We start from the raw sequence: 18,417 nt of genomic DNA on the forward strand, positions 1-18,417 counted from the left end.
AGCATCACTGTGGTTAGAAACGGATACGCGAGGTGCTGCGACATTAGTCCGCTGCGCCGGCCACGGAGCCTTCACAGACGCGGAACGTGTCGCTCTTCCAGATCCACCGGCTCTCCATTATGTTGCTAGAAATGGGGGAGCAATGCTGGACTTCATAGTGAACAATTGGCTGACGATTGTGGGCCTGCTGATCGGCGGTCTCATCAGTTGGCTCATAACCTGGATTTACTTCAAAAAGGGGGAGAGGACCAAGGCGTTGTCCTACACCACCAGCGACGTCGCGGTGGTTTGGCCCGAGAACCCCGACGAGGACGACGCCCTCAAGATCACCTATCATGGTCGCGAGGTGCCGCGCGTCACGAGCACCACTATCGCGATATGGAACAGCGGCACCGAGACGATCGACGGGGATGACATATTGGCCGACGAACCGCTTACCCTGCACATGGCGGACGGCGTACAAATACTGCGCGTTCAGGTGCTCGAACGGACCCGCGACATCATCATCGGCGACATCCCGGGTATCGACTCACACAAGGCCATCGTCCGCTTCCGCTATCTTGATGCGAAAGACGGAGCGGCGTTCGAGGTTTTGCATACCGGTGGATTGGACGCACTTACTGTGAGCGGCGCCATCAAAGGCATTCCGCAGGGTGTAAAGCCGCTTGACCGCGAGCATTTCGACCGATGGATGATACGCTTCTTCCGCTTCGTTCTTGCGCCCATGTTTCTTATCATTCTGATCCCGATGCTCGCCCTCCCTGCCGTGGGTGCCTACCATGCGCTCAGCAAGCCGTGGCCTGCGAACATCATATCTGCCGGCTCATACCTCCTCCTATATGTGCTGCTGATTTACGCAGCGCGCTCTGGTTGGAAGATGGACTCTGAAACAGGTCCACAGCGCATCAGCGGTGTTCCTGATAAATTGGCGGCCAAGCTGGGCAGGCGCATCATGTTAATGGGATCACGCCATCTGCCAGATAATCGGATGGCAACCTGTCCAAAAGAAATAAAGCATCCATGAACGATGACGAGGCGGGTCGATAATGAACCAATTTTCTTATTGACCTCCTGAGTGGCCGCCGGGCACCTTGACCGTCTTCTGTGGTGGCCCCGGAGGGCGGTCGAGTGCCTATAAACTTGTTCGTTGATACGAATGTTTTACTCTCTTTTTACGCCTTTACGAGTGATGACATCGAGCAGCTTAGGAAGCTCGAGGGCCTTATAGAGAACGGCACTCTTAAGCTGTATGTTTCTCGCCAGGTGGCAGATGAATTCGCCCGAAACCGGGAGACTAAGCTGGCGAAGTCCATTGATGACTTCGCGGCCAAGGGATCAATGGCTCTTCCCCGCTTCCTTGCTGACACCGAGGAAGGCGATGCCTACAGTAAGGCGGTTCAAGAACTCGATAAAGCACGTAACACCCTCGTGCAGAAGGCGAAGGCAAGCGCAGCCGAAAACTCCTTTGCCGTTGATGAACTCGTCCACAGCTTGATCGAGAAAGCGGGCGTGGGGGAGGTCACCCAGGAAATGATTGAACGGGCGCGACTGCGACGCGACGTTGGAAATCCACCGGGCAAAGACAAATCTTTAGGCGATCAGATTAACTGGGAATATCTGCTGGAATGTGTAGACGACGGCGTCGATCTGCACGTCGTGTCAATAGACGGCGACTACAAGTCTGCCCTCAAGAATGGCAAGCCACATCAATTCCTCATTGATGAGTGGAAGAAGCACAAGAATGCAGAACTCTATCTTCACAAGGAACTTAAGCCATTCCTGAACAGGCAGTTCGAGATCATCAAGCTGGAAGTCGACAAGGAAAAGGCTGCGGCTATCAACAGGCTCATCGAGAGTGGCAGTTTCGCTATGACACACCTCGCCGTCAGTCAACTACAGCCGTTCTCAGATGCTCTCACAGCCAATGATGCTGGCAAGCTGGTGCGCGGTGGATTGGATAACGACCAGGTGCGATGGATTGCCGGGGACAGTGACGTGAGGGCATTCTACACCAGTTTGCTCGACAGGTTCACCGGTCAATTGGACTTTGGCCTAGAGGCCGACGCGGATGATGCGTTCCGCGCCAAGCCTATTCCCGATCTTTCCGACGAAGACATCGACGAGATCGTCGCTAAGCTGTGACTGAACAAGTTATTCTCGCGCTATAGATTGATAGCACGGTGAAAGATTTTGGAGAAAAGAAGATCGGCCGAAAGTCGGTTTGGCCGAGCTTGGGCGCGTTTTTCGATCAACCCGCATGGAAGTGTTGCTGGCGGAGCAGCGCGATGTGACGGACCTGTGACGCGAGGTGCGCGACAGCGTACGGGCGGCGTTCCATGAGCATGATTACGGCAGGTAGCTGCCGCGCTGGTAGGCGACGCTGATCTCCAATGGCCCAATTCGCTCGTCTAGCGAGCAAGCCGCCTTCGCTGATGAACAGGAGATCACCGACCGCACGAGCTTGCTGGCCAGTCGGAATGTCGGCATCGTTCAAAATCTGTTTCAGGCTGTCATCTTCCCGAAGCAGCGCACGAGACACGTTGTTCCCGATGCGAGTAAATTGGTCGAGAGCCTTCTCGCCACGAGGCGGAAAGCTATGCAGCTGTTTTTAGGTGATATTCGCCAATTTTGGCGCACCCGACAGGATCATAACTAGGTGATCGTAGGTGTTCGCGCGTGTCTGTCGCTCTCGACGCGTTCCCTATAGATTCGTGGTTCCCGTTTCTGATATGTTCGTTGACGTTCGTATGTAACCGCGCGATGGTGTGGGAACAGATGAGGGAGCGTTAATGGGCAAGCTGACTGCGCTGTCGGTCAAGAACGCAAGGCCGGGGCGTCATGGTGATGGCCTCGGGCTATACCTGCTGGTGAAGCCGACTGGCGCCAGATCATGGCTACTTCGCGTCCAAATGCACGGCAAGCGCCGCGACATCGGATTGGGTTCGATCGCCGCCCTCACGCTCGCTGAGGCGCGCGAGAAAGCTGCGGAACTGCGCAAGCATGCGCTCAATGGCCGCGACCCTATCGCCGAGCGTGATCGTGACCGCAGGCCTACTCCCACGTTCCGAGATGCCACGACGGCCGCCCACCAGGCGTTGAAGGAAGGATGGGTGGAAAAGAATGCCGCCGCGTTTCTCGCCTCGCTGGAGACCTACGCATACCCATCGCTAGGCAACCTGAAGGTGGACACCATCGACGCCGGTCATATTCGCGACATGCTGGCCCCTATCTGGACCAAGAAGCCCGAGCTGGCACGCAAGGTGCGCATGAGGGTAGGGCAGGTGCTCAACTTCAGTCGATCGAAGGGCTGGCGAACCACTGAAGCACCTGGCCGATCGGTAACGGTCGGATTGCCGAAGCAACCCACCGGCAAGAACTTCAAGGCGATGCCATACGGCGACGTTCCAGCCTTCATGGAAACACTGGTGGGCAAAGCGCATACCGCCGGTCGGGCGGCGCTACGCTTCCAAATGCTGACGGCTGCGCGTCCCGGGGAGGTGCGATTTGCACGCTGGGGGCAGATCGACTTCGCGAAACGCCAGTGGGACCGCCCGGCGGAGATGATGAAGACAGGTGTGGCACATAGCATCACGCTCAACCCTGCCGCAGTAGCGCTGCTCGAAACAGTCCAAGGCGGTCGCACGTCAAAGCCGGACGATCTCATATTCCCTGGGCGGACCGGCGAAGCAATGTCCGACATGACGCTCAAGAAGGTGCTGACTGACGCGAAGCAGCCCTATGACGCGCACGGATTTCGCAGTTCATTCCGTGATTGGGCCGCGGAGAAGATGCACCACATCCCTGATCCCGTCGCTGAAGCAGCATTGGCGCATGCCGTGCCTGACAAAGTGATCCGCGCGTACAAGCGCACAAAGTTTATCGAGATGCGACGTGAGCTACTGGATGCTTGGGGAGCGCATTGCACACCGCTGCCGCAGAAGGAAGGCTGATGCGAACAACGTTGGGCGACCTTCTTGCCGATATATCAGTCGAGAAGGAGAGGATTTTATCCCTTGACGGGGGCGAGGAGCAGCAGGTCGCCGCCGCGGATCTCCTCCGCAAGTCGATGTTCTTCATTCATAAACTGCTTGGTGTTGAAGTTCTACAGGCTGCATTGGGTTCTGTTGATGAAAATGACCCTGAAGCCGTTTTGAAAGTTGCGGCAGCACGGATTTCGATATTCGCAGGGCTGTTTTACCAGATACCTGAAGATGCAGCCTCTCCGATGAAGGTTGTAGAAGAGGCAGCTGCAATATCGAATGGCGATGCGCCGCAGATGTTTGCTAAATTCAGCGATACTAAAGTCAAGGACCGCGTCATTCGAGCCAAATTTCGGGCACATGTATGGGCCGCCTATCTCAAGGCGTCGGGTATGCCGGCAATGCAGGCCGAGCGCAGAGTCGAAGATGCTTTCGGCTACCCTTGGGAGACGATCCGAAAAGGGTGGACGCGCGATGTGGGCGCAGCGCTTGATGAAGTCTATCGCTCCTTTGCATTGAACTTGGCGAAGGTGACTGGTGCTGCGGGTCGGCCGAATTGGGAGCAAGCCGAGATCGCCCATCAGCGCACGATCGATACCCATGCCACCAATGACATGTTGGATTGGGAGATAGCGCTACGATTGGATGGGCAGCGCTTTATCCGAGCCCTGAATGCGAATGCGAAGCGCCGCTGATGCCCCGGACAAAACCCCGCAACTTTGTCCGCACAGAACCGCGCAATCATGTCCGGAGACTGCGCGGATAGGGTGATTACTAGGGCTGTTGCCGCCGGTGTTCGAAACCGTTCGCCGGCATCCATTAGGAGGCAACGGACATGGACGAACGCTTCTTCTCGATCTCTCAAGCGCGTGCGGATCTTGGCAACATCGGTCGCACCAAGCTCTACGAACTCGTGAACGATAAGCGGCTTGAGCTGGTGAAGCTGGATAGTCGATCGATGATTACTGGCCGCAGCATCAGCAAGCTCAAGCGTGAGCTGCTCGACCAGGTCGCAGCGTGATCAACCGTGATCGCAGCAGCGGCAGGCAGCCGTAAAATGCGAAAGGCCGGCGCGCCAACGCCGGCCCTCACAAAACACATCAACAGCAGCACCAGCGAAGATAGCAGCACTAATCTTCGTCTTCAATTCCTGATCGCACGGTTCGGCCTGAACGCCGTTCGTGCGCCGCTGGTTGCTGCCCTCATCTGGGGGGCGAACAATGGATAAGGTCAACTCTAAGGCGCAGATGATGCGTATCATCGCGCAAGTAGAGCAGGAGCTTCCGGCCGATTGGACTGGCCCAGGTGTCTGGTCCGACGTCTTTCACGAAATTACCAATGTCATCGTAGATCTGCGCGCCCATTTCGATCGGTCGCGCTATGTGGCCCTCTTGTCGACGGCAGCGATGGCGCTGCGTCAGTACAAGGCAGAGAAGGCCGCCTTCACCGAACTGCAGCAAGCGGAGATCGAACGCGCTCCTGCCGCTTCGCCTTACATCTGGATCCATGATGCCCCCGGTGACGGCTGGGACGTCGATGTACCCGGGGCGGATAACCCAGACGTGCAGGAGCGCTGGTTCCAAGCCCGCTGCGACGCTCAAATGTTCGCAGCTGGACTGGCTGCGGGTCGCGGTTGGACCATCGTGGACGACAGCACGATGCGAACCGACGACGAGGAGGAAAAGGCAGAGCGGGCCGCCCAAGCAGCAGAAGAGTTCCTCAAGGGCCTCAACAAGCGTGGAGGGGCCGACAATGTTTGACACGTCCGCAGCCGCATACGCACGTCTTGCGCCAGTCAGCGGCTTTTACCGCTCGATTGTCCTGAAGACGCTTTTCGACAATCCGAATGGCCTCACGGTCGATGAGGTGTGCGAACTGGCCGGCTATCCGCGGTACAGCCTTCAACCCAGATTCAGCGAATTGCTCCGCAAGGGTGCGATCCGTGACACCGGGCGGCGCCGGCAGAATCGCAGCGGCGCTTATGCGGCTGTCTGGTGCGCCACAGCCCTGGACCCGCAGGAGGCGCAGGCATGACCGGGACCAACATCAACATGCGCAGCGAGCGCATGCCGATCGGTGACGGCTACTCGGTCACCTTCTCCTTCGCATCGGGCAAGCTCGAGGCGGACTGGCAGCCGAAGGTCCCCTATGGGCGGAAGGGCCGCAAGTACCTGCCCGCCTATCGCCGGGCACGGGATGAGTTCATCCGCCGCATGGCCCGTCGCACCGGGCTCAACATCATGGTGGTGGACCTATGAGCGCGATCGTCATCAGCATGGCTGATCGTCAGCCCCAAGAAGTGCAGCGTCGCGCCATCGCGGCAGTCGCGCTTCAGCGAACCCGTGACCAGAGGCGCCCCACCCTTGATGAGATACTGGGCGTCAGCGCCCAGGATCGCACGACGGGCCTGGACAGCCTCGACGCGTGGTACCGGGCGCAACCGGTTCCCAAGGGGAAGTGTGGGCCGAAGCTGCACCTCACCCCGGACGAACGTCGCTTATATCGCATCCCTGCAACGGCTGCGCTGGTCGACTTACGCGGCATGGGTCCGGAAACCGACGGTTGGGCCGTCTGCGTCTTTCCCGTCCTGCAGGGCTATGTCGTGGGGTTGAAGGCACCCCACGGCGGTGGCGGTGTCGGGGTGTTCTTCCGCAAGTCGTACAAGGCATCGGACTACGCCAATCGTCTGTCGGTTGAGCATGGCCTGCCGATCGTGGAGCGATACGCATGACGGGCCGCATGAACAGCGACGATCTGTCGCGCATCGTATCGGGCATCCGGGACCGCTTCCCACTGTCCGGCGTCGCTTCGAAGGCGGGCGTAAAGCTCCAGCGCGCGGGCCGCGAGTGGAAAGCATGCTGCCCGTTCCACCCCGACCGCTCGCCGTCCTTCACGATCTATGCGGATGATCGCCGGGCGCATTGCTTCGGCTGCGGCTGGTCGGGCGATGTGCTCGACTTCGTGCAGCAGGCTTACCGTGTGAAGCTGCCTGGCGCGATCGAGATGCTGGACGGCGGCGCGCTGCGTGAGCTGGAGCAGCAGCGGGCTCCAGCCAAGCCAAAGACGGACATGCGCCCCGTGGCACAGCGAATCGTCAATGGTTCGGTGCCGGTCGCCGGTACGCCAGCCGAGGCGTATCTACGGTGGCGCGGGATCACCATGGACCTGCCGCACACCTTGCGGTTCGCTCGTCTGGCGCCGCCCAAGATTGACGGCAATGGCTTGCTTGCGGCCAATGGCTCGGCGCCTCTACCTACGCTGATTGCCATCGTCACCGATCCGGCTGGCGCCCTGGTCGGATTGCAGCGCACCTATCTGACGGAGGATGGGCGCAAGGCTGCGACCGTTCCGACCGCGACCGATCCTAAGCCGAAGGTGAAGTATAGCCTGGGCAACGTGGTCGGGGGCTCTATTCAGCTCGGTCCGCCCGCCGCCAGCATGCTGGTCACCGAAGGGCTGGAAGACGGTCTGACGCTCGCGCAGGCGCTTGGCCGCTCGGTGTGGGTCGCCGCCGGCACGTCCATGATGCCCCAGATGACTTTCGCGGACGTGACCCGCGCGATCGTGATTGGCGCTGATGGTGATCAGGCTGGTGACGTGGCGGCAGCGAAGGCGGCGGCGGCGTTCACTGCGCTCGGCCTGGCTACGCGGATCATGCGGCCGAATCCCCCATACAAGGACTTCAACGCTGAATTGATGGGGGTGCGCCCATGAACGCCGCAGCTTTCCAGGCGGCGTATCAGGACGCTCGCCCCTTCTCCCCTCTGCCGTTGGAGGATGACCAATCGGTTCGGTCCCATGGCTCCAGTCCATGGCCCAATCCAGATATGACCATCCTGACCGGCGGCCGCACCACACCGCCTGTCATGCCGACGGACATCTTCGGGTCGCTATGGCCGCTGATCCGCGATCTGGCAGCCGGTGCCGGTGCGCCTGTCGATTATGTCGCGGTGGGCGTCCTTGGCGTCGTGGCATCGCTGGTCGGGGCCAAGCGTCGCGTGCAGCCCTACGTCACCACGCCACAGTGGCAGGAGCCGTGCGTGTTGTGGGTGGCTCCGGTTGGCGATCCATCGTCCAACAAGTCGCCAGCGATCGACGCCGCGACCGGGCCCCTCCGGGGCATGGAAACGGAATTGGCGGAGCAGCACAAGGCGCGGCTGATCGGCTGGCAAACCGAGAGCGAGCGAGCGAAAGCCGAGCGCACCGAATGGCAGACACAGGTGAAAACGGCCACCAAGGAAGGCGTCGCCACCCCGTCGATGCCGACTGCCGCCATCGAGCCGGATGAGCCGCAGCGCCCGCGCCTGGTTGTGCAGGACGCCACACCAGAAGCGCTCGGTGAGATCCTGGCGGGCAATCCGAACGGCACGCTTCACCTGCGTGACGAGCTGGCCGCCTGGCTGATGAGCTTCGATCGGTATTCGCCTGGCGGCCGAGAATTCTGGTTAGAAGCGTACGGTGGTCGGCCGCACGTCATCGACCGCAAGAGCAACAAGGCAGGTCCTCTGTTCGTCCCGTTCAACGGCGTCACCGTCCTTGGGGGCATCCAGCCGGAGAAGCTGCGAGAGTGCCTGTTGAAGACCGCTGACGACGGTCTGGTCCCGCGCTTCCTGTGGGTCTGGCCCGATCCGATCCTGTACGAGCGTCCCCGGCAGATCGCCGACACGGATCAGCTTGAGCGCATATACCGGCGGCTTCAGCAACTCGACGCTCCGCGGCACGATGACGGACGGATAGACGCGAGGGTTCTGCTGCTGGCGGACGATGCGGCGGATGTGTTCGAAGCGTGGGTCCGAGACAATGATGCCGCCGTTCGTGAGGCATCGTCGCTCTACAAGGGCTTCGTGGGCAAGCTCCGCGGCATGGTGCTGCGCCTCGCACTGATCGTCGAATTGATGACCTGGGCGGCGAATGGGGGCCGGGAGCCTACGACGATCAGTGTAGCGACGCTCGTGTCCGTCCTCGGGTTCGTCGACGACTATGCCAAGCCATCTGCATTGCGCGTCTTTGGCGATGCCGCATTGCCGGAAGTGGAACGGAACGCCGCCGCTCTCGCCCGCTACATCCAGAAGCAGGGCGCGCAGCGGATCAACGCACGCGACATCCAGCGGAACAGCGGGATAGCGACCCTCAAGGTGGCTGCCGACGTCGAGGGCGCGACTGATTTGCTGGTGGAGGCGGGATGGCTGCGGTCGGCACCGGGGCGGCAGGGGGACATGCCTGGGAAAGCCCGCAAGGACTTCCTGGTCAACCCCGCAGTGCACGGGGTCGCCAATGGGTAGCTGGCGCGATGTAGCGGCGGCAGTCGCCCAGCGGCACGAACAAGGTGGCGTGCTTCCTGCGCCAGTGGAGAGCTTCGACCTGCCGGCCGATCTTGCCGCGTCGTTGCGAACGCTAGAGTTCATGCCTGCGCCGAGGAGGGTTGAGCAGCCAGAGAACTGGCGCGAGATCGTCCGGGACGCGCTGGCTATCGCTCGCAGCGGATGGGCAGCCAAGGCAATCGCCTTGGGGTGGTCCGCTAGCGACTTGTTCGGGATCAGCCCCCGAGACGATTGGGAGTTCTCTGGTCTGGCGGTGTGGCTGCGTGGCCGCGCGATCGTCGTCCTAGACGGCCGGTGCGCGATCGTGGCGGACGGCGACCGGCGCGCAGCATTCAACAGGAGCGGCATGGGGCACGGCACTCACCCGACGATCACCCCCGTCATGCTGTGGGAGTTCGGCCGGTGATGCTCAGCTCATTGACCTACGGGTTTCGTTCGTCGCGCTTCTTGATCTTAGGATACGCGTATAGCGCCACTGCGGTTAAGCCGATCGCATACCCGATCTGGCCAAGCGCCACAGCGACCGCCGCGACCACGAACGTCGTGAACAGGTATATCCGAGCACCGGTAAACATAGGCCATCGTATTCCCCCAGAAAGGGATTTGCGAACGGTAATGCCGTCGTTCGTCGCCACGTGGCCGACGCTATTGTCCCTATTGTCGCTATTGTCACGGGCTCCTGCGGTCGCACTGACCTACCCAGCCCTCGCGCGGCGTAGGCTAAAAAAGTCATCTATCTATCTATCTTGGGAATGGCCGATGGCGGCGGTGGCTGAGGGGTCGATCGCGACGGCATCCCCCTCTGACAATAGTGACGATAGCGACAATAGGGCCGCGTGGCATGCTCCGCGCACGGCTAACGACGCCACCCTATTTTGTGGATGGCGTCAGCCCACGAAGCGCTTGCACTTCTTCGCTGGTCAGGAACTTGACTGCATCACCTTCAACGAAACTAGCGCCCTGCGCCCGAGCCCAGACCCCGTCGTCAATGTAGCGGGCGTTCACCACTGCGTCCGCCTCGGCTGCACGGCCACGCTCCCAAAGTTCATTTTCCAACTTTGTCCGGGATGGGTTGCCACTCAGGAGCGTTGCTTTCCGAACATTGCGTTTCACGTGTTTGACGACTCGATAGGGTCGATCCGTGATGTCCTCGGTCGTGACCGGGACGCGGCTGGCCATGAGTGTTTCATAGGTGGTCGGCTGAGTTGGCGTCGGGTTGATGTTCTGAATTGTCGCGAGTGCGACCAGCACAGTTCCAATCATCTCGAATCTCTCCCCTTTGCAAACCCCTATCATCCGGCTGCCGTCTGGAAGTCCAGCGATCGCGTGGCCACTCAGCGCAGGACCAATCAAGCATGACCACATCCCGCAATCAGCCCGCAAAATCGGGGGCCGACACTCGATTTAAGCCCGGCAATCCTGGTAAGCCGAAAGGCACTCGCAGCCGCGCCACCATGGCTGCGGAAGCGCTGTTGAACGGCGAAGCGGAGAAGTTGACGCGCACGGCGATCGACAAGGCACTGGAGGGCGACATTGTGGCGCTGCGGCTCTGTCTCGAGCGCCTGGTCCCGCCCCGGAAGGACTCGCCAGTACGGATTGAGCTCCCGGAGATAGCGAACGCCGCCGACGTGGTCGGCGCATCCGCAGCAGTGCTTGCCGCAGTTGGCTCCGGCGAAGTGACACCGGAGGAAGCCGGCCGCGTGATGACCCTGCTGACCGCACATAAGAATATCGTCGAGATGGGCGACTTGGAACGGCGCATCGCGGCGCTGGAGGAGAAGAACTGATGCCGTCATTAGAAGCGAGATTGATGCGGGCCTCCCTTCAGGATCGTGCAGCATGAGACAGGCAGCCATGGCCAACAGGATAGGTCGCCTGGAGCAGGTCGCTGCCGGCGACCAAGTGCCGCTCTACATCCGCGCATGGCTCGGCGAAGATCTTACGCCTGAGCAGCATGCCATTGCCGATACCGAGTGGACGCGGGTTCAGGCCCTTCCCGCGGTCGACCTAGCGATCTTAGCCCCTGAAACGCGGGCGTGGTTAATTTCGAGGGAGATCGCGGCATGATGCTAAATCAACGATTGACCCGTCTGGAGGCATCGACCGGAAACAAGATGATGGGCGCCGAAGATCGCGGCTTCGCAATCGAGCGGTACGCTGCCGCACATCATCAATGCGGCTGCGCCTCCCCGAGCGCGATTTCGGTCGCCGCATACCGCCATGCCATCGAGACCGCCCAAAACCCGGTTAGCCAGCGGCTTCTCGCCTGTTGGCTGCCGGGAGATGAAGACCTGTAAGGAGACCAACTATGAACATGCATCGCCGCGTGGGCCGCTTGGAAGCATCAACCCTAGATCTTGCCCCGGCTGTCCGAGTGCTCCTCAAGAAAGCTGGGGAGCCTGATCCTATCGTTGAGCCGCCACTGAAGCTCAACGAGCAGCTACTTGTCGTGACGTTTGTTCCCGGCGTTGCGCCTAGCTGAAGATGCCAGCTAATCGCCCACCCATCCCATACGGGTATGAAGCGCGATAAATTCGGCCAAGGCGAATGATGTGCGTTCGGATGTCATAGTTCGAATGTCGGACAAGGTTTGGGGTCGGAACCACATCGATCGGCGCCTCGCAGGTTCATCTCGAGTGGGCATGAAGCGATCGAAGCGCATTGCCATATCTCCGCTTCGTGTGAAATGAAACGAGGCGAATCCATGGACGAGAAACTGGCGACGCTCCTCGGCCTCGCGAAAGTCCGATACCACTCGCTCAAAGCTATCGCGCTGATCATTTAAGGGGCCGGGTAGCGGCAGAAGGGCAGCGAACCGCGCAACCCGCTGGTCAAGGCGATAGGGCAGAGTTGTGTCTGCCTTATCGTATGCGGCAAGATCAGCGCATCTGACGACCGTATCGGCTAGGAGATATTCGACCTGCGCAAAGCTGTTAACTATCCCGCCACGGTCCGACATCATGCGATCGATTGCTCGCTTATGCTCACTGCCAAAGCCGCCAGCATCTTCGTCTTTTCGAACGGGGGTGTAGCCAAATGGTTGGCGATCCTCCTGATCCATCAACAGCCTCCAACGCATTTGCGTTCATTGGGTATAAGACCCCAATAGACCGCCTGATACCTGCCCCACCTTCGGGCTACAAGTGAACCCTGATCTTCAGGAGACGCTACATGCCCGCGCAGGTTCACGACAGCCAAGCCAAATTTAGGGTCAATGGCGCTCTTCTTCGTCTCGCGGAAGAGAAGGCGAACCGGCAAGGCATGTCACTGTCGGAATTCTTCCGATCGGCGGTTCGGCGCGAGATCGCCGCATGACTGGCATCGAATGCAAGGCAGATCGTCTGTTCGCGACGATTGGTTGCGCGCATGCTCTTGTCCGTCGAGTGAGCGCGGCATCCGACATGGACCATGCCGTTGTGCGTGATCGTTTTGCTAATCTCCCGACCTACATCGTCCCGCTACTAGATAGCCCGGTCGGGTGGCACATCATCGCCGACGCCATGGGTTTCTCATACTCCCCCGTGGTGCACTGATGGGCCTATTTTCTTTCGTCGGAAATCTTTTCGGCGCCGGCAGCCAAAAAAAGGCGGCTTCGAAAGCGACCCAGCAGATGGTCGACGCCTACAACCGCGGCATCGACATCCAGAACCAGCAGTACCAGCAGACCCGTTCTGACTATCTGCCCTACACGCAGGCCGGCAACGCCGCGATCGATCAGCTTTCCCAGCTCGTCACCGGCTACCGCGATGACCCGAGCGGCCTGACGGCGCGCATCAAGTCCGATCCCCTGTACGAGAGCCTGTACCGCAATGGCGAAGAGGCTCTATTGCAAAATGCGGCTGCGACCGGCGGGCTTCGTGGTGGCAATACACAGCGGGGCCTTGCCGACTTCGGCGCTGACACCCTTTCCACCGTCTATCAGCAGATCCTTGGCAACCTTGGCGGGGTCGCGGGCATGGGGCTGGGTGCTACCGGTTCTGTGGCAGGTTTTGGCGCGAACAACGCGGACAACGTTACCTCACTCGTCGGCAGCATCGGACAGGCGCGGGCGAACAACTCACTGGCGCGTGGGCGCATCAATGCGCAAAGTTGGCAAAGCGCCGGCAGCTTCCTGGACGACACGATCGGCAACGTCTTGGGCTTTATCGCACCCGGCATCAACGGAATCACCAAAGGCGGCACCTTGGCCACGAATGGAGCTGCACGGTCGGTAATCCAGTCGAACTCAAGCATCTTCTGAGGCAAAATTATGTGCTGCCCCACTATCATGTCAGCCCACCCGTGATGGCACTTTTTGGGGGGATCTCTCGCGGCGCCTTTGCCAGCGTGGCAGAAGTGTTTGCACATGACCGCGCTGTCAGTGACGCTGCAACTTTGTACGTCGTAGAAAATTCCGGCCTTTCTTTTGAAGAGGCTCGCCGCATGCTCGCGAACTTCGACGTGTCAGCACCTAACCTGTTACGCAGTCGCCAAGGCTGGGTCGTCTTGGCTGTTTTATTCGGTGCCGAAGTTGCACCATTGCCAACGGAGCATTGATTATGGAGCTTGATGGCTACATCGGTGCGCTAGGCCAGCTTCCCAGCTACGACCAACTGCGGATGAATGCGCTTGCCATTCGCGGCGAGCAGCAGCGTCAGATCGGCGAGAGCCAGCGCCAGCAGCTTTTTGCGCAGCAGGCTCCTATCGCGCTCCGTCAGCAGCAGGCTGAATTGGCCGAGCAAGAGGCGTTCAGGGCCGACATCAAGGCGCTAGGCGAGAACGCCACACCTGAGCAATACGCACGTCTGGCAGCCCGCTACCCGATGATGAAGGGTATCGCCACTGCGGCCGAGCAGCTTGGCGAACAGCAGCGCCGGCAGGTGGTCAGTGCGGCGGCGCAGATCAATCAGGCGCTGGCCAATAATCGTCCTGACCTTGCGAAAGCCATCGTGCAGCGTTCGATCGACGCGGACAAAGCCAGCGGCAACCCACCAGATCCGGAAGATCTCGAGCTTATCCGGATGATCGACAGCGGTAACCCCGAGCAGATCAAGGCGGCGAAGGGTGCCGCATACGCCATTGTAGCGTCCGCAAACCCCGATACCGCTGGCCGCAATCTTGGCGAGTATGGTGCGACGGGTGAACGCCGCGGTCAGGTCGTGGGCCGCTCGATAGGCCATTACGACGACGCTACCGGCGAGTTCGTCATCGATTACCGTGACCCCGAAGGCGTCGACTACATCAAGGTCCAGAACGGGGACGGCTCCGAGTCTCTTGTCGAAGTGGCGAAAGGAGGTGGTCAAGCGTCTGGCGGTGCCGGGGCTACTGGTGGAGGTGGCCCCGCAACGTCCGGGCGAACTGTTGGCGGATGGACACCGCGCAAGCGTAACGGCGGTGACAATGACGATCGCGCTGTCGATAGCAAGATAGCGGGCATGGCCGGCAAACTGGGAATATCGGCCACAACGCCTTTCCCTCCTGGCATGTCAAATGTGCAGATCGCGGAAGCATTGACGTTGTCAGAAGGCGGCCCAGGCTCATTAGCCGACCGCAACAACAATCCCGGTAATATTCGAGACCCAAAAACTGGCGCTTACCGAAAATTTCCTACGCGGCAGGCGGGTATTCAAGCAGCGGCAGCGCAGGTTGCTCGGAACCGTTCGCGCGGCCAGAACACAATCGCAACGATGGTTGAGGGGCTGCCGGCCAATGGTGGGTCGGGTCGTGGAAAGCTGCCGAACGAACGCCCGAACACCGGCCCCAAGGTTGTGTTCACATCAAAGCCGGGCACCAGCAACCCGGTCGATCAAGCTACCGTCGACTTCTATGCGGAGAAGATTGCGGCCGGTGGTGATCTGCCAGCATTGGGTTCCGGCAAGGAGGCAGCAGCGTGGCGACAGGCCATTTTGCGTAAAGCAGCCGCGATCCAATCGGGTCGCGGCCTTACCGGCGGAGATAGCAACCTCGCGCAAGCGGACGTTAAGGCGGCTCGCTCGGCCCTGTTGCAAGCCCAGAAGCAATATACCAGCATCGTTGGGTTCGAAGATACCTTCCAGCGCAACGTCGATCAGGTTCTGAAGCTCGCCCCGACCGGGGTTGCTGGCGGCGTGCCGGTGTTCAACCGCTGGATCCAGAGCGGCCGCAAGAACGTGAAAGGCGACCCGGCTGTGTCCGCATTCAATGTAGCCGTGAATACGGCCGCCAATGAATACGCCAAGCTGGCGTCTGGCGCGACCGGTGGTGCTATCACATCCGACAGTGCGCGCCATGAAGCCATGGAAATCCTGAACAACGCAATGACGCTGCCCCAGCTTCATGCTGCAATACGGCAGATGAAGATCGACGGGCATAACCGTGTAGTCGCATTAGACGGGCAAATTAGACGTCTGCGTAATGGCATTAGGGATGCTGGTAAGCCCGGAGGTGCGCAGTCAGACACCCGACAGCCGGCGCCGGCAGGTGGCCAGCTCGTCGGGACCTACAAGGGGAAGCCTGTATATCAGCTTCCGAATGGTAAGCGGTTGGTGGCTCGGTGATGCAGGGCTTTTCTGAACTTCCCGCTGATGCGCAGATCGATCCGATTCCTGAAGGGTTCGAAGAACTGCCCGTCGATGCGCAGCTTCAGCCCGCCGAACGCATGGATGCGCCGGCTATCCGGCAGCAGTTGCAGACGCTGATCGGGAGCAATCGTCCGCGCGCCGAGATTGATCAGTTCCTGACATCGCAGGGCATCGACCCCACCACGGTTACAGGTCTGGACGAAGCGCTCGCCGCAGCCCGTCAGGGGCGTGCGTTCGGGGTCAACACGGTTAACGAGACACCGCAAGCCTCGCCCGCTGGTGAGACGGTTGGACAGGCTCTGTACCGCGGTGTCGGTGATCTGGCGGCTGGTGTTGGCGACATTCTGGGTATCGTCGGCAATCCGCTAAATGCCGGCATCAACGCGCTTACCGGTTCCAACCTGTCAACCGATCTGGGGCAGACGCTGCGTGATCTGACGGGCGCACCGGAGGCTGTCACCGACACCGAGAAGCTGTTGAGCGCGGCGGGGCGCGGCGGGGCTGCTGGCCTTGCTGGCGCGGGGCTGGGAGCGCTTGCTGGAGGTGCGGCTGGCATGACCGGATATGTCGGTCGCACGGTTGCGGCAAACCCTGCCGTGGATCTTGTGTCTGGCTTGGCTGGGGGCGCTGGTGCCGATGTTGGCAACGACGTGGCGGGAACGGCTGGCGCTGTCGCTGGCGGCCTTGCTGGCGGCGCTGCGGGCGCTCTGGCCGCATCACGTGCCTTCGCTACCCGCGTGCCAGCCTCGATCGCCGTTGGACAGGACGGGCGCCTGACGCCAGAAGCCTATGACATGGCTCTGCGTGCCGGCGCCCGTGAAGAGGATGTCCTGAACAGCTACGCCCGCGCCCGCACTGCTGGCGATCGGCGCCTGCCTGCCGAGCGTCAAGCCGCGCGTGAAGCGGTCCGTAATCGGCCGCAGGAAACGCCAGAGCAGATCGCTGCGCTAGACAACATCGCACTTGAGCCTGCGGCGCCTGCCGCTGTGCCAAATCTCGCAGCACGCAACGAGGCGCTGGTCGAGGGCATCACCGAGCGCCTGCCGACCGATGATCTTGCGGTGCCCACCACGCCGCGCCAGCGTTACGACGAAGCGCAGAGCGAAGGCATCCGGTTGACGCGGGGGCAGTCGGAGCAGGATTTCGAGATCCAGAACGACGAAAATTCGCTCCGGGTATCGGCGACGCGCGAGGGCGAAGAGGCCCGCCAGTTCTTCCGCCAGCAGCAGGAAGCGATCCAGGGCGCCGTTGCTCGGTTCCGTGAAGGGTTTGGTCCTGACGCGGGCAATGCGGCCGATCGAGGCGCGCAGGTCAAGGAGGCGGTGCGTGCGCTGCGTGATAGCGGGCAGCAGGGTGTCAGCCGGCTGTACCGACTTGCCGAGGAAGCGGGCGGCGAGAGCCTGACGCTCAACGGCGAAGGTATCCGCAACGCCGCTACCGACGTGCTGTTGGATGAGCTGGTGCCGGCTGGCGTCAAGAAGTCGATCGAGCAGCAGCTCGCGCGGTATGGCCTGATCGGCAAGCCTGAGCCCACCAACGAGGTCGGTATAACCCGCGTGGCGTTGGATGACGGCTCCACCGTCTCATTCCGTGGGAAGCCGACGCAGCTTACCGCCGCAAATGCAGAGGATCTGCGGCAGGCCATCAACCGCCTGTATCTCAGCGATCCGTCGCGGGCGTCGCAGGCGATCAAGCCGGCGATCGATGATGCGTTGGAGGAAGCCCTTGAGCGGGCGACTGGCGGTGAAGGCGCGATCGGCCAGCGGTACGAGGCAGCACGCGCAGCGCATCGCCAGCAGCGCCAGACCTTCAAAGCCAAGGACATCGTTGAAAACCTGATCGCGGTTAAGAAGGGCACGGAAACCGACGTACTGCTACCCGAGCGCGCGATCGGTCAGGTGATCGGCGCCGGCAAGGACGGCATCACGAACCTGCGCAAGGTCCGCGCGCTGCTGATGGGCAGCAACACGCCCACCTCCAATCAGGCATGGGCAGCGATCCAACACCAAGCCATCGCCGATGTGTTCGACAGCGCCATTTCGCGCAACGTCAACTACGGCGGTGGGCAGCTTGGCGACGTGGTGAGCGGCGCCAAACTGAACAGTGCGATCGATAAATTCGGCGTGGATAAGCTGCGCATCCTGCTGGATCGCGAGGACTTCAACGGGCTTATGAAGCTGCGCCGCATCGTCGGCAACGCGACCATTCCGATCAGCGGCACCGTCAACCCGAGTGGCACGGCGACCAAGATCATCAATTACCTGAAGGCTGGGACTCTTCGGTTTGCTGGTGCCGGAATTGGTATTCTGACGCACGGCAACCCTATCGCCACGATTGCCGCTCACGCGGCGGGTAATGCCTTGGGCAAGGGTAAGGAGATAGCTGCTACCCGTCGGACGCTTGATGGTATCCTGAAGTATGACGGCACCCGCGCTGGCGCTCGCCGTATTGACCAGCAGGCGCAAGCGTTCGTGCGGCAGTTCGTGGATAGCGGTACTAGCGGCAGCTTGGTGCCCACCAGCATAAGCATGACGCCAAAGCCGCAGGAGCAGCGTAGGTGATCAGAGGCAGTCTAAC

At 60.8% G+C, this 18,417-nt stretch carries 24 protein-coding genes; 21 read left to right on the forward strand and 3 right to left on the reverse strand.

Annotated elements, in window-relative coordinates; genetic code table 11:
* The first annotated feature begins 142 nt into the window (after positions 1 to 142).
* Both NPJ82_RS02575 and NPJ82_RS02580 read left to right on the forward strand, forming a co-directional pair.
* Positions 143 to 1,024: a hypothetical protein gene (locus tag NPJ82_RS02575; RefSeq protein WP_342658246.1), complete on the forward strand. Its 882-nt coding sequence runs from the start codon at positions 143 to 145 to the stop codon at positions 1,022 to 1,024.
* Positions 1,025 to 1,140: 116 nt separating this feature from the next.
* Entirely contained in the window at positions 1,141 to 2,142 is a 1,002-nt protein-coding gene (locus NPJ82_RS02580) for a PIN domain-containing protein (protein ID WP_342658247.1), read from the forward strand.
* 106 nt (positions 2,143 to 2,248) lie between these two features.
* Here NPJ82_RS02580 and NPJ82_RS02585 read toward each other — a convergent pair whose 3' ends face one another.
* The gene (locus NPJ82_RS02585; protein ID WP_342658248.1) at positions 2,249 to 2,539 is read right to left on the reverse strand and encodes a hypothetical protein; all 291 of its coding nucleotides are present in this window, start codon (positions 2,537 to 2,539) and stop codon (positions 2,249 to 2,251) included.
* 250 nt (positions 2,540 to 2,789) lie between these two features.
* On the opposite strand from NPJ82_RS02585, the gene NPJ82_RS02590 reads away from it, so the two are divergent.
* The 10 genes from NPJ82_RS02590 (at position 2,790) to NPJ82_RS02635 (ending at position 9,707) form a co-directional block, all read left to right on the forward strand.
* Positions 2,790 to 3,950 carry an integrase arm-type DNA-binding domain-containing protein gene (locus tag NPJ82_RS02590; protein ID WP_342658249.1) on the forward strand — a complete coding sequence of 387 codons (1,161 nt, stop codon included), beginning with the start codon at positions 2,790 to 2,792 and terminating at the stop codon, positions 3,948 to 3,950.
* Positions 3,950 to 4,675 (forward strand): hypothetical protein, encoded by a 726-nt coding sequence (locus NPJ82_RS02595; RefSeq protein WP_342658250.1) that lies wholly within the window; start codon positions 3,950 to 3,952, stop codon positions 4,673 to 4,675. The genes NPJ82_RS02590 and NPJ82_RS02595 overlap by 1 nt, the downstream gene beginning before the upstream one ends.
* A 140-nt stretch (positions 4,676 to 4,815) precedes the next feature.
* Positions 4,816 to 5,001, forward strand: a complete 186-nt coding sequence (locus tag NPJ82_RS02600; RefSeq protein ID WP_342658251.1) for a hypothetical protein — start codon at positions 4,816 to 4,818, stop codon at positions 4,999 to 5,001.
* Between the two features lie 199 nt (positions 5,002 to 5,200).
* A complete protein-coding gene (locus NPJ82_RS02605) occupies positions 5,201 to 5,740 on the forward strand; it encodes a hypothetical protein (RefSeq protein ID WP_342658252.1) in 540 nt (179 codons plus the stop codon).
* Entirely contained in the window at positions 5,733 to 6,014 is a 282-nt protein-coding gene (locus NPJ82_RS02610; RefSeq protein WP_342658253.1) for a hypothetical protein, read from the forward strand. Before NPJ82_RS02605 ends, NPJ82_RS02610 begins: the two co-directional genes overlap by 8 nt.
* Positions 6,011 to 6,238 carry a hypothetical protein gene (locus NPJ82_RS02615; RefSeq protein WP_342658254.1) on the forward strand — a complete coding sequence of 76 codons (228 nt, stop codon included), beginning with the start codon at positions 6,011 to 6,013 and terminating at the stop codon, positions 6,236 to 6,238. Before NPJ82_RS02610 ends, NPJ82_RS02615 begins: the two co-directional genes overlap by 4 nt.
* A complete protein-coding gene (locus tag NPJ82_RS02620; protein ID WP_342658255.1) occupies positions 6,235 to 6,711 on the forward strand; it encodes a hypothetical protein in 477 nt (158 codons plus the stop codon). Before NPJ82_RS02615 ends, NPJ82_RS02620 begins: the two co-directional genes overlap by 4 nt.
* The gene (locus NPJ82_RS02625; protein WP_342658256.1) at positions 6,708 to 7,694 is read left to right on the forward strand and encodes a CHC2 zinc finger domain-containing protein; all 987 of its coding nucleotides are present in this window, start codon (positions 6,708 to 6,710) and stop codon (positions 7,692 to 7,694) included. Before NPJ82_RS02620 ends, NPJ82_RS02625 begins: the two co-directional genes overlap by 4 nt.
* A gap of 113 nt (positions 7,695 to 7,807) precedes the next feature.
* Positions 7,808 to 9,262 carry a DUF3987 domain-containing protein gene (locus NPJ82_RS02630; protein ID WP_342658257.1) on the forward strand — a complete coding sequence of 485 codons (1,455 nt, stop codon included), beginning with the start codon at positions 7,808 to 7,810 and terminating at the stop codon, positions 9,260 to 9,262.
* Complete coding sequence (locus NPJ82_RS02635) at positions 9,255 to 9,707, forward strand: hypothetical protein (RefSeq protein ID WP_342658258.1); 453 nt, start codon at positions 9,255 to 9,257, stop codon at positions 9,705 to 9,707. The genes NPJ82_RS02630 and NPJ82_RS02635 overlap by 8 nt, the downstream gene beginning before the upstream one ends.
* Before the next feature lie 464 nt (positions 9,708 to 10,171).
* Here NPJ82_RS02635 and NPJ82_RS02640 read toward each other — a convergent pair whose 3' ends face one another.
* Positions 10,172 to 10,564 carry a hypothetical protein gene (locus tag NPJ82_RS02640; protein ID WP_342658259.1) on the reverse strand — a complete coding sequence of 131 codons (393 nt, stop codon included), beginning with the start codon at positions 10,562 to 10,564 and terminating at the stop codon, positions 10,172 to 10,174.
* Between the two features lie 92 nt (positions 10,565 to 10,656).
* On the opposite strand from NPJ82_RS02640, the gene NPJ82_RS02645 reads away from it, so the two are divergent.
* Genes NPJ82_RS02645 through NPJ82_RS02655 form a run of 3 tightly spaced genes read left to right on the forward strand, consistent with a single transcriptional unit; the run spans position 10,657 to position 11,598 of the window.
* On the forward strand, positions 10,657 to 11,088 hold the full coding sequence (locus tag NPJ82_RS02645) for a DUF5681 domain-containing protein (protein WP_342658260.1): 432 nt from the start codon (positions 10,657 to 10,659) through the stop codon (positions 11,086 to 11,088).
* A gap of 52 nt (positions 11,089 to 11,140) precedes the next feature.
* Complete coding sequence (locus tag NPJ82_RS02650; protein ID WP_342658261.1) at positions 11,141 to 11,368, forward strand: hypothetical protein; 228 nt, start codon at positions 11,141 to 11,143, stop codon at positions 11,366 to 11,368.
* Positions 11,365 to 11,598, forward strand: coding sequence for a hypothetical protein (locus NPJ82_RS02655; protein WP_342658262.1), 234 nt, complete (start codon positions 11,365 to 11,367; stop codon positions 11,596 to 11,598). Before NPJ82_RS02650 ends, NPJ82_RS02655 begins: the two co-directional genes overlap by 4 nt.
* A gap of 194 nt (positions 11,599 to 11,792) precedes the next feature.
* Here the strand turns inward: NPJ82_RS02655 and NPJ82_RS02660 are convergent, their stop codons facing one another.
* Positions 11,793 to 12,362 carry a hypothetical protein gene (locus tag NPJ82_RS02660; protein WP_342658263.1) on the reverse strand — a complete coding sequence of 190 codons (570 nt, stop codon included), beginning with the start codon at positions 12,360 to 12,362 and terminating at the stop codon, positions 11,793 to 11,795.
* Between the two features lie 110 nt (positions 12,363 to 12,472).
* On the opposite strand from NPJ82_RS02660, the gene NPJ82_RS02665 reads away from it, so the two are divergent.
* Genes NPJ82_RS02665 through NPJ82_RS02690 form a run of 6 tightly spaced genes read left to right on the forward strand, consistent with a single transcriptional unit; the run spans position 12,473 to position 18,401 of the window.
* Complete coding sequence (locus tag NPJ82_RS02665; RefSeq protein ID WP_342658264.1) at positions 12,473 to 12,616, forward strand: hypothetical protein; 144 nt, start codon at positions 12,473 to 12,475, stop codon at positions 12,614 to 12,616.
* Positions 12,613 to 12,834 (forward strand): hypothetical protein, encoded by a 222-nt coding sequence (locus tag NPJ82_RS02670; RefSeq protein ID WP_342658265.1) that lies wholly within the window; start codon positions 12,613 to 12,615, stop codon positions 12,832 to 12,834. The genes NPJ82_RS02665 and NPJ82_RS02670 overlap by 4 nt, the downstream gene beginning before the upstream one ends.
* Entirely contained in the window at positions 12,834 to 13,541 is a 708-nt protein-coding gene (locus NPJ82_RS02675) for a hypothetical protein (protein ID WP_342658266.1), read from the forward strand. The genes NPJ82_RS02670 and NPJ82_RS02675 overlap by 1 nt, the downstream gene beginning before the upstream one ends.
* A gap of 11 nt (positions 13,542 to 13,552) precedes the next feature.
* A complete protein-coding gene (locus NPJ82_RS02680; RefSeq protein WP_342658267.1) occupies positions 13,553 to 13,837 on the forward strand; it encodes a hypothetical protein in 285 nt (94 codons plus the stop codon).
* A gap of 2 nt (positions 13,838 to 13,839) precedes the next feature.
* Positions 13,840 to 15,816: a hypothetical protein gene (locus tag NPJ82_RS02685; RefSeq protein ID WP_342658268.1), complete on the forward strand. Its 1,977-nt coding sequence runs from the start codon at positions 13,840 to 13,842 to the stop codon at positions 15,814 to 15,816.
* Complete coding sequence (locus tag NPJ82_RS02690) at positions 15,813 to 18,401, forward strand: hypothetical protein (RefSeq protein ID WP_342658269.1); 2,589 nt, start codon at positions 15,813 to 15,815, stop codon at positions 18,399 to 18,401. The genes NPJ82_RS02685 and NPJ82_RS02690 overlap by 4 nt, the downstream gene beginning before the upstream one ends.
* The last annotated feature ends 16 nt before the right edge of the window (positions 18,402 to 18,417 follow it).

Origin of the sequence: Sphingomonas sp. NY01, assembly GCF_038809135.1 — a bacterium.
GTDB lineage: Bacteria > Pseudomonadota > Alphaproteobacteria > Sphingomonadales > Sphingomonadaceae > Sphingomonas > Sphingomonas carotinifaciens.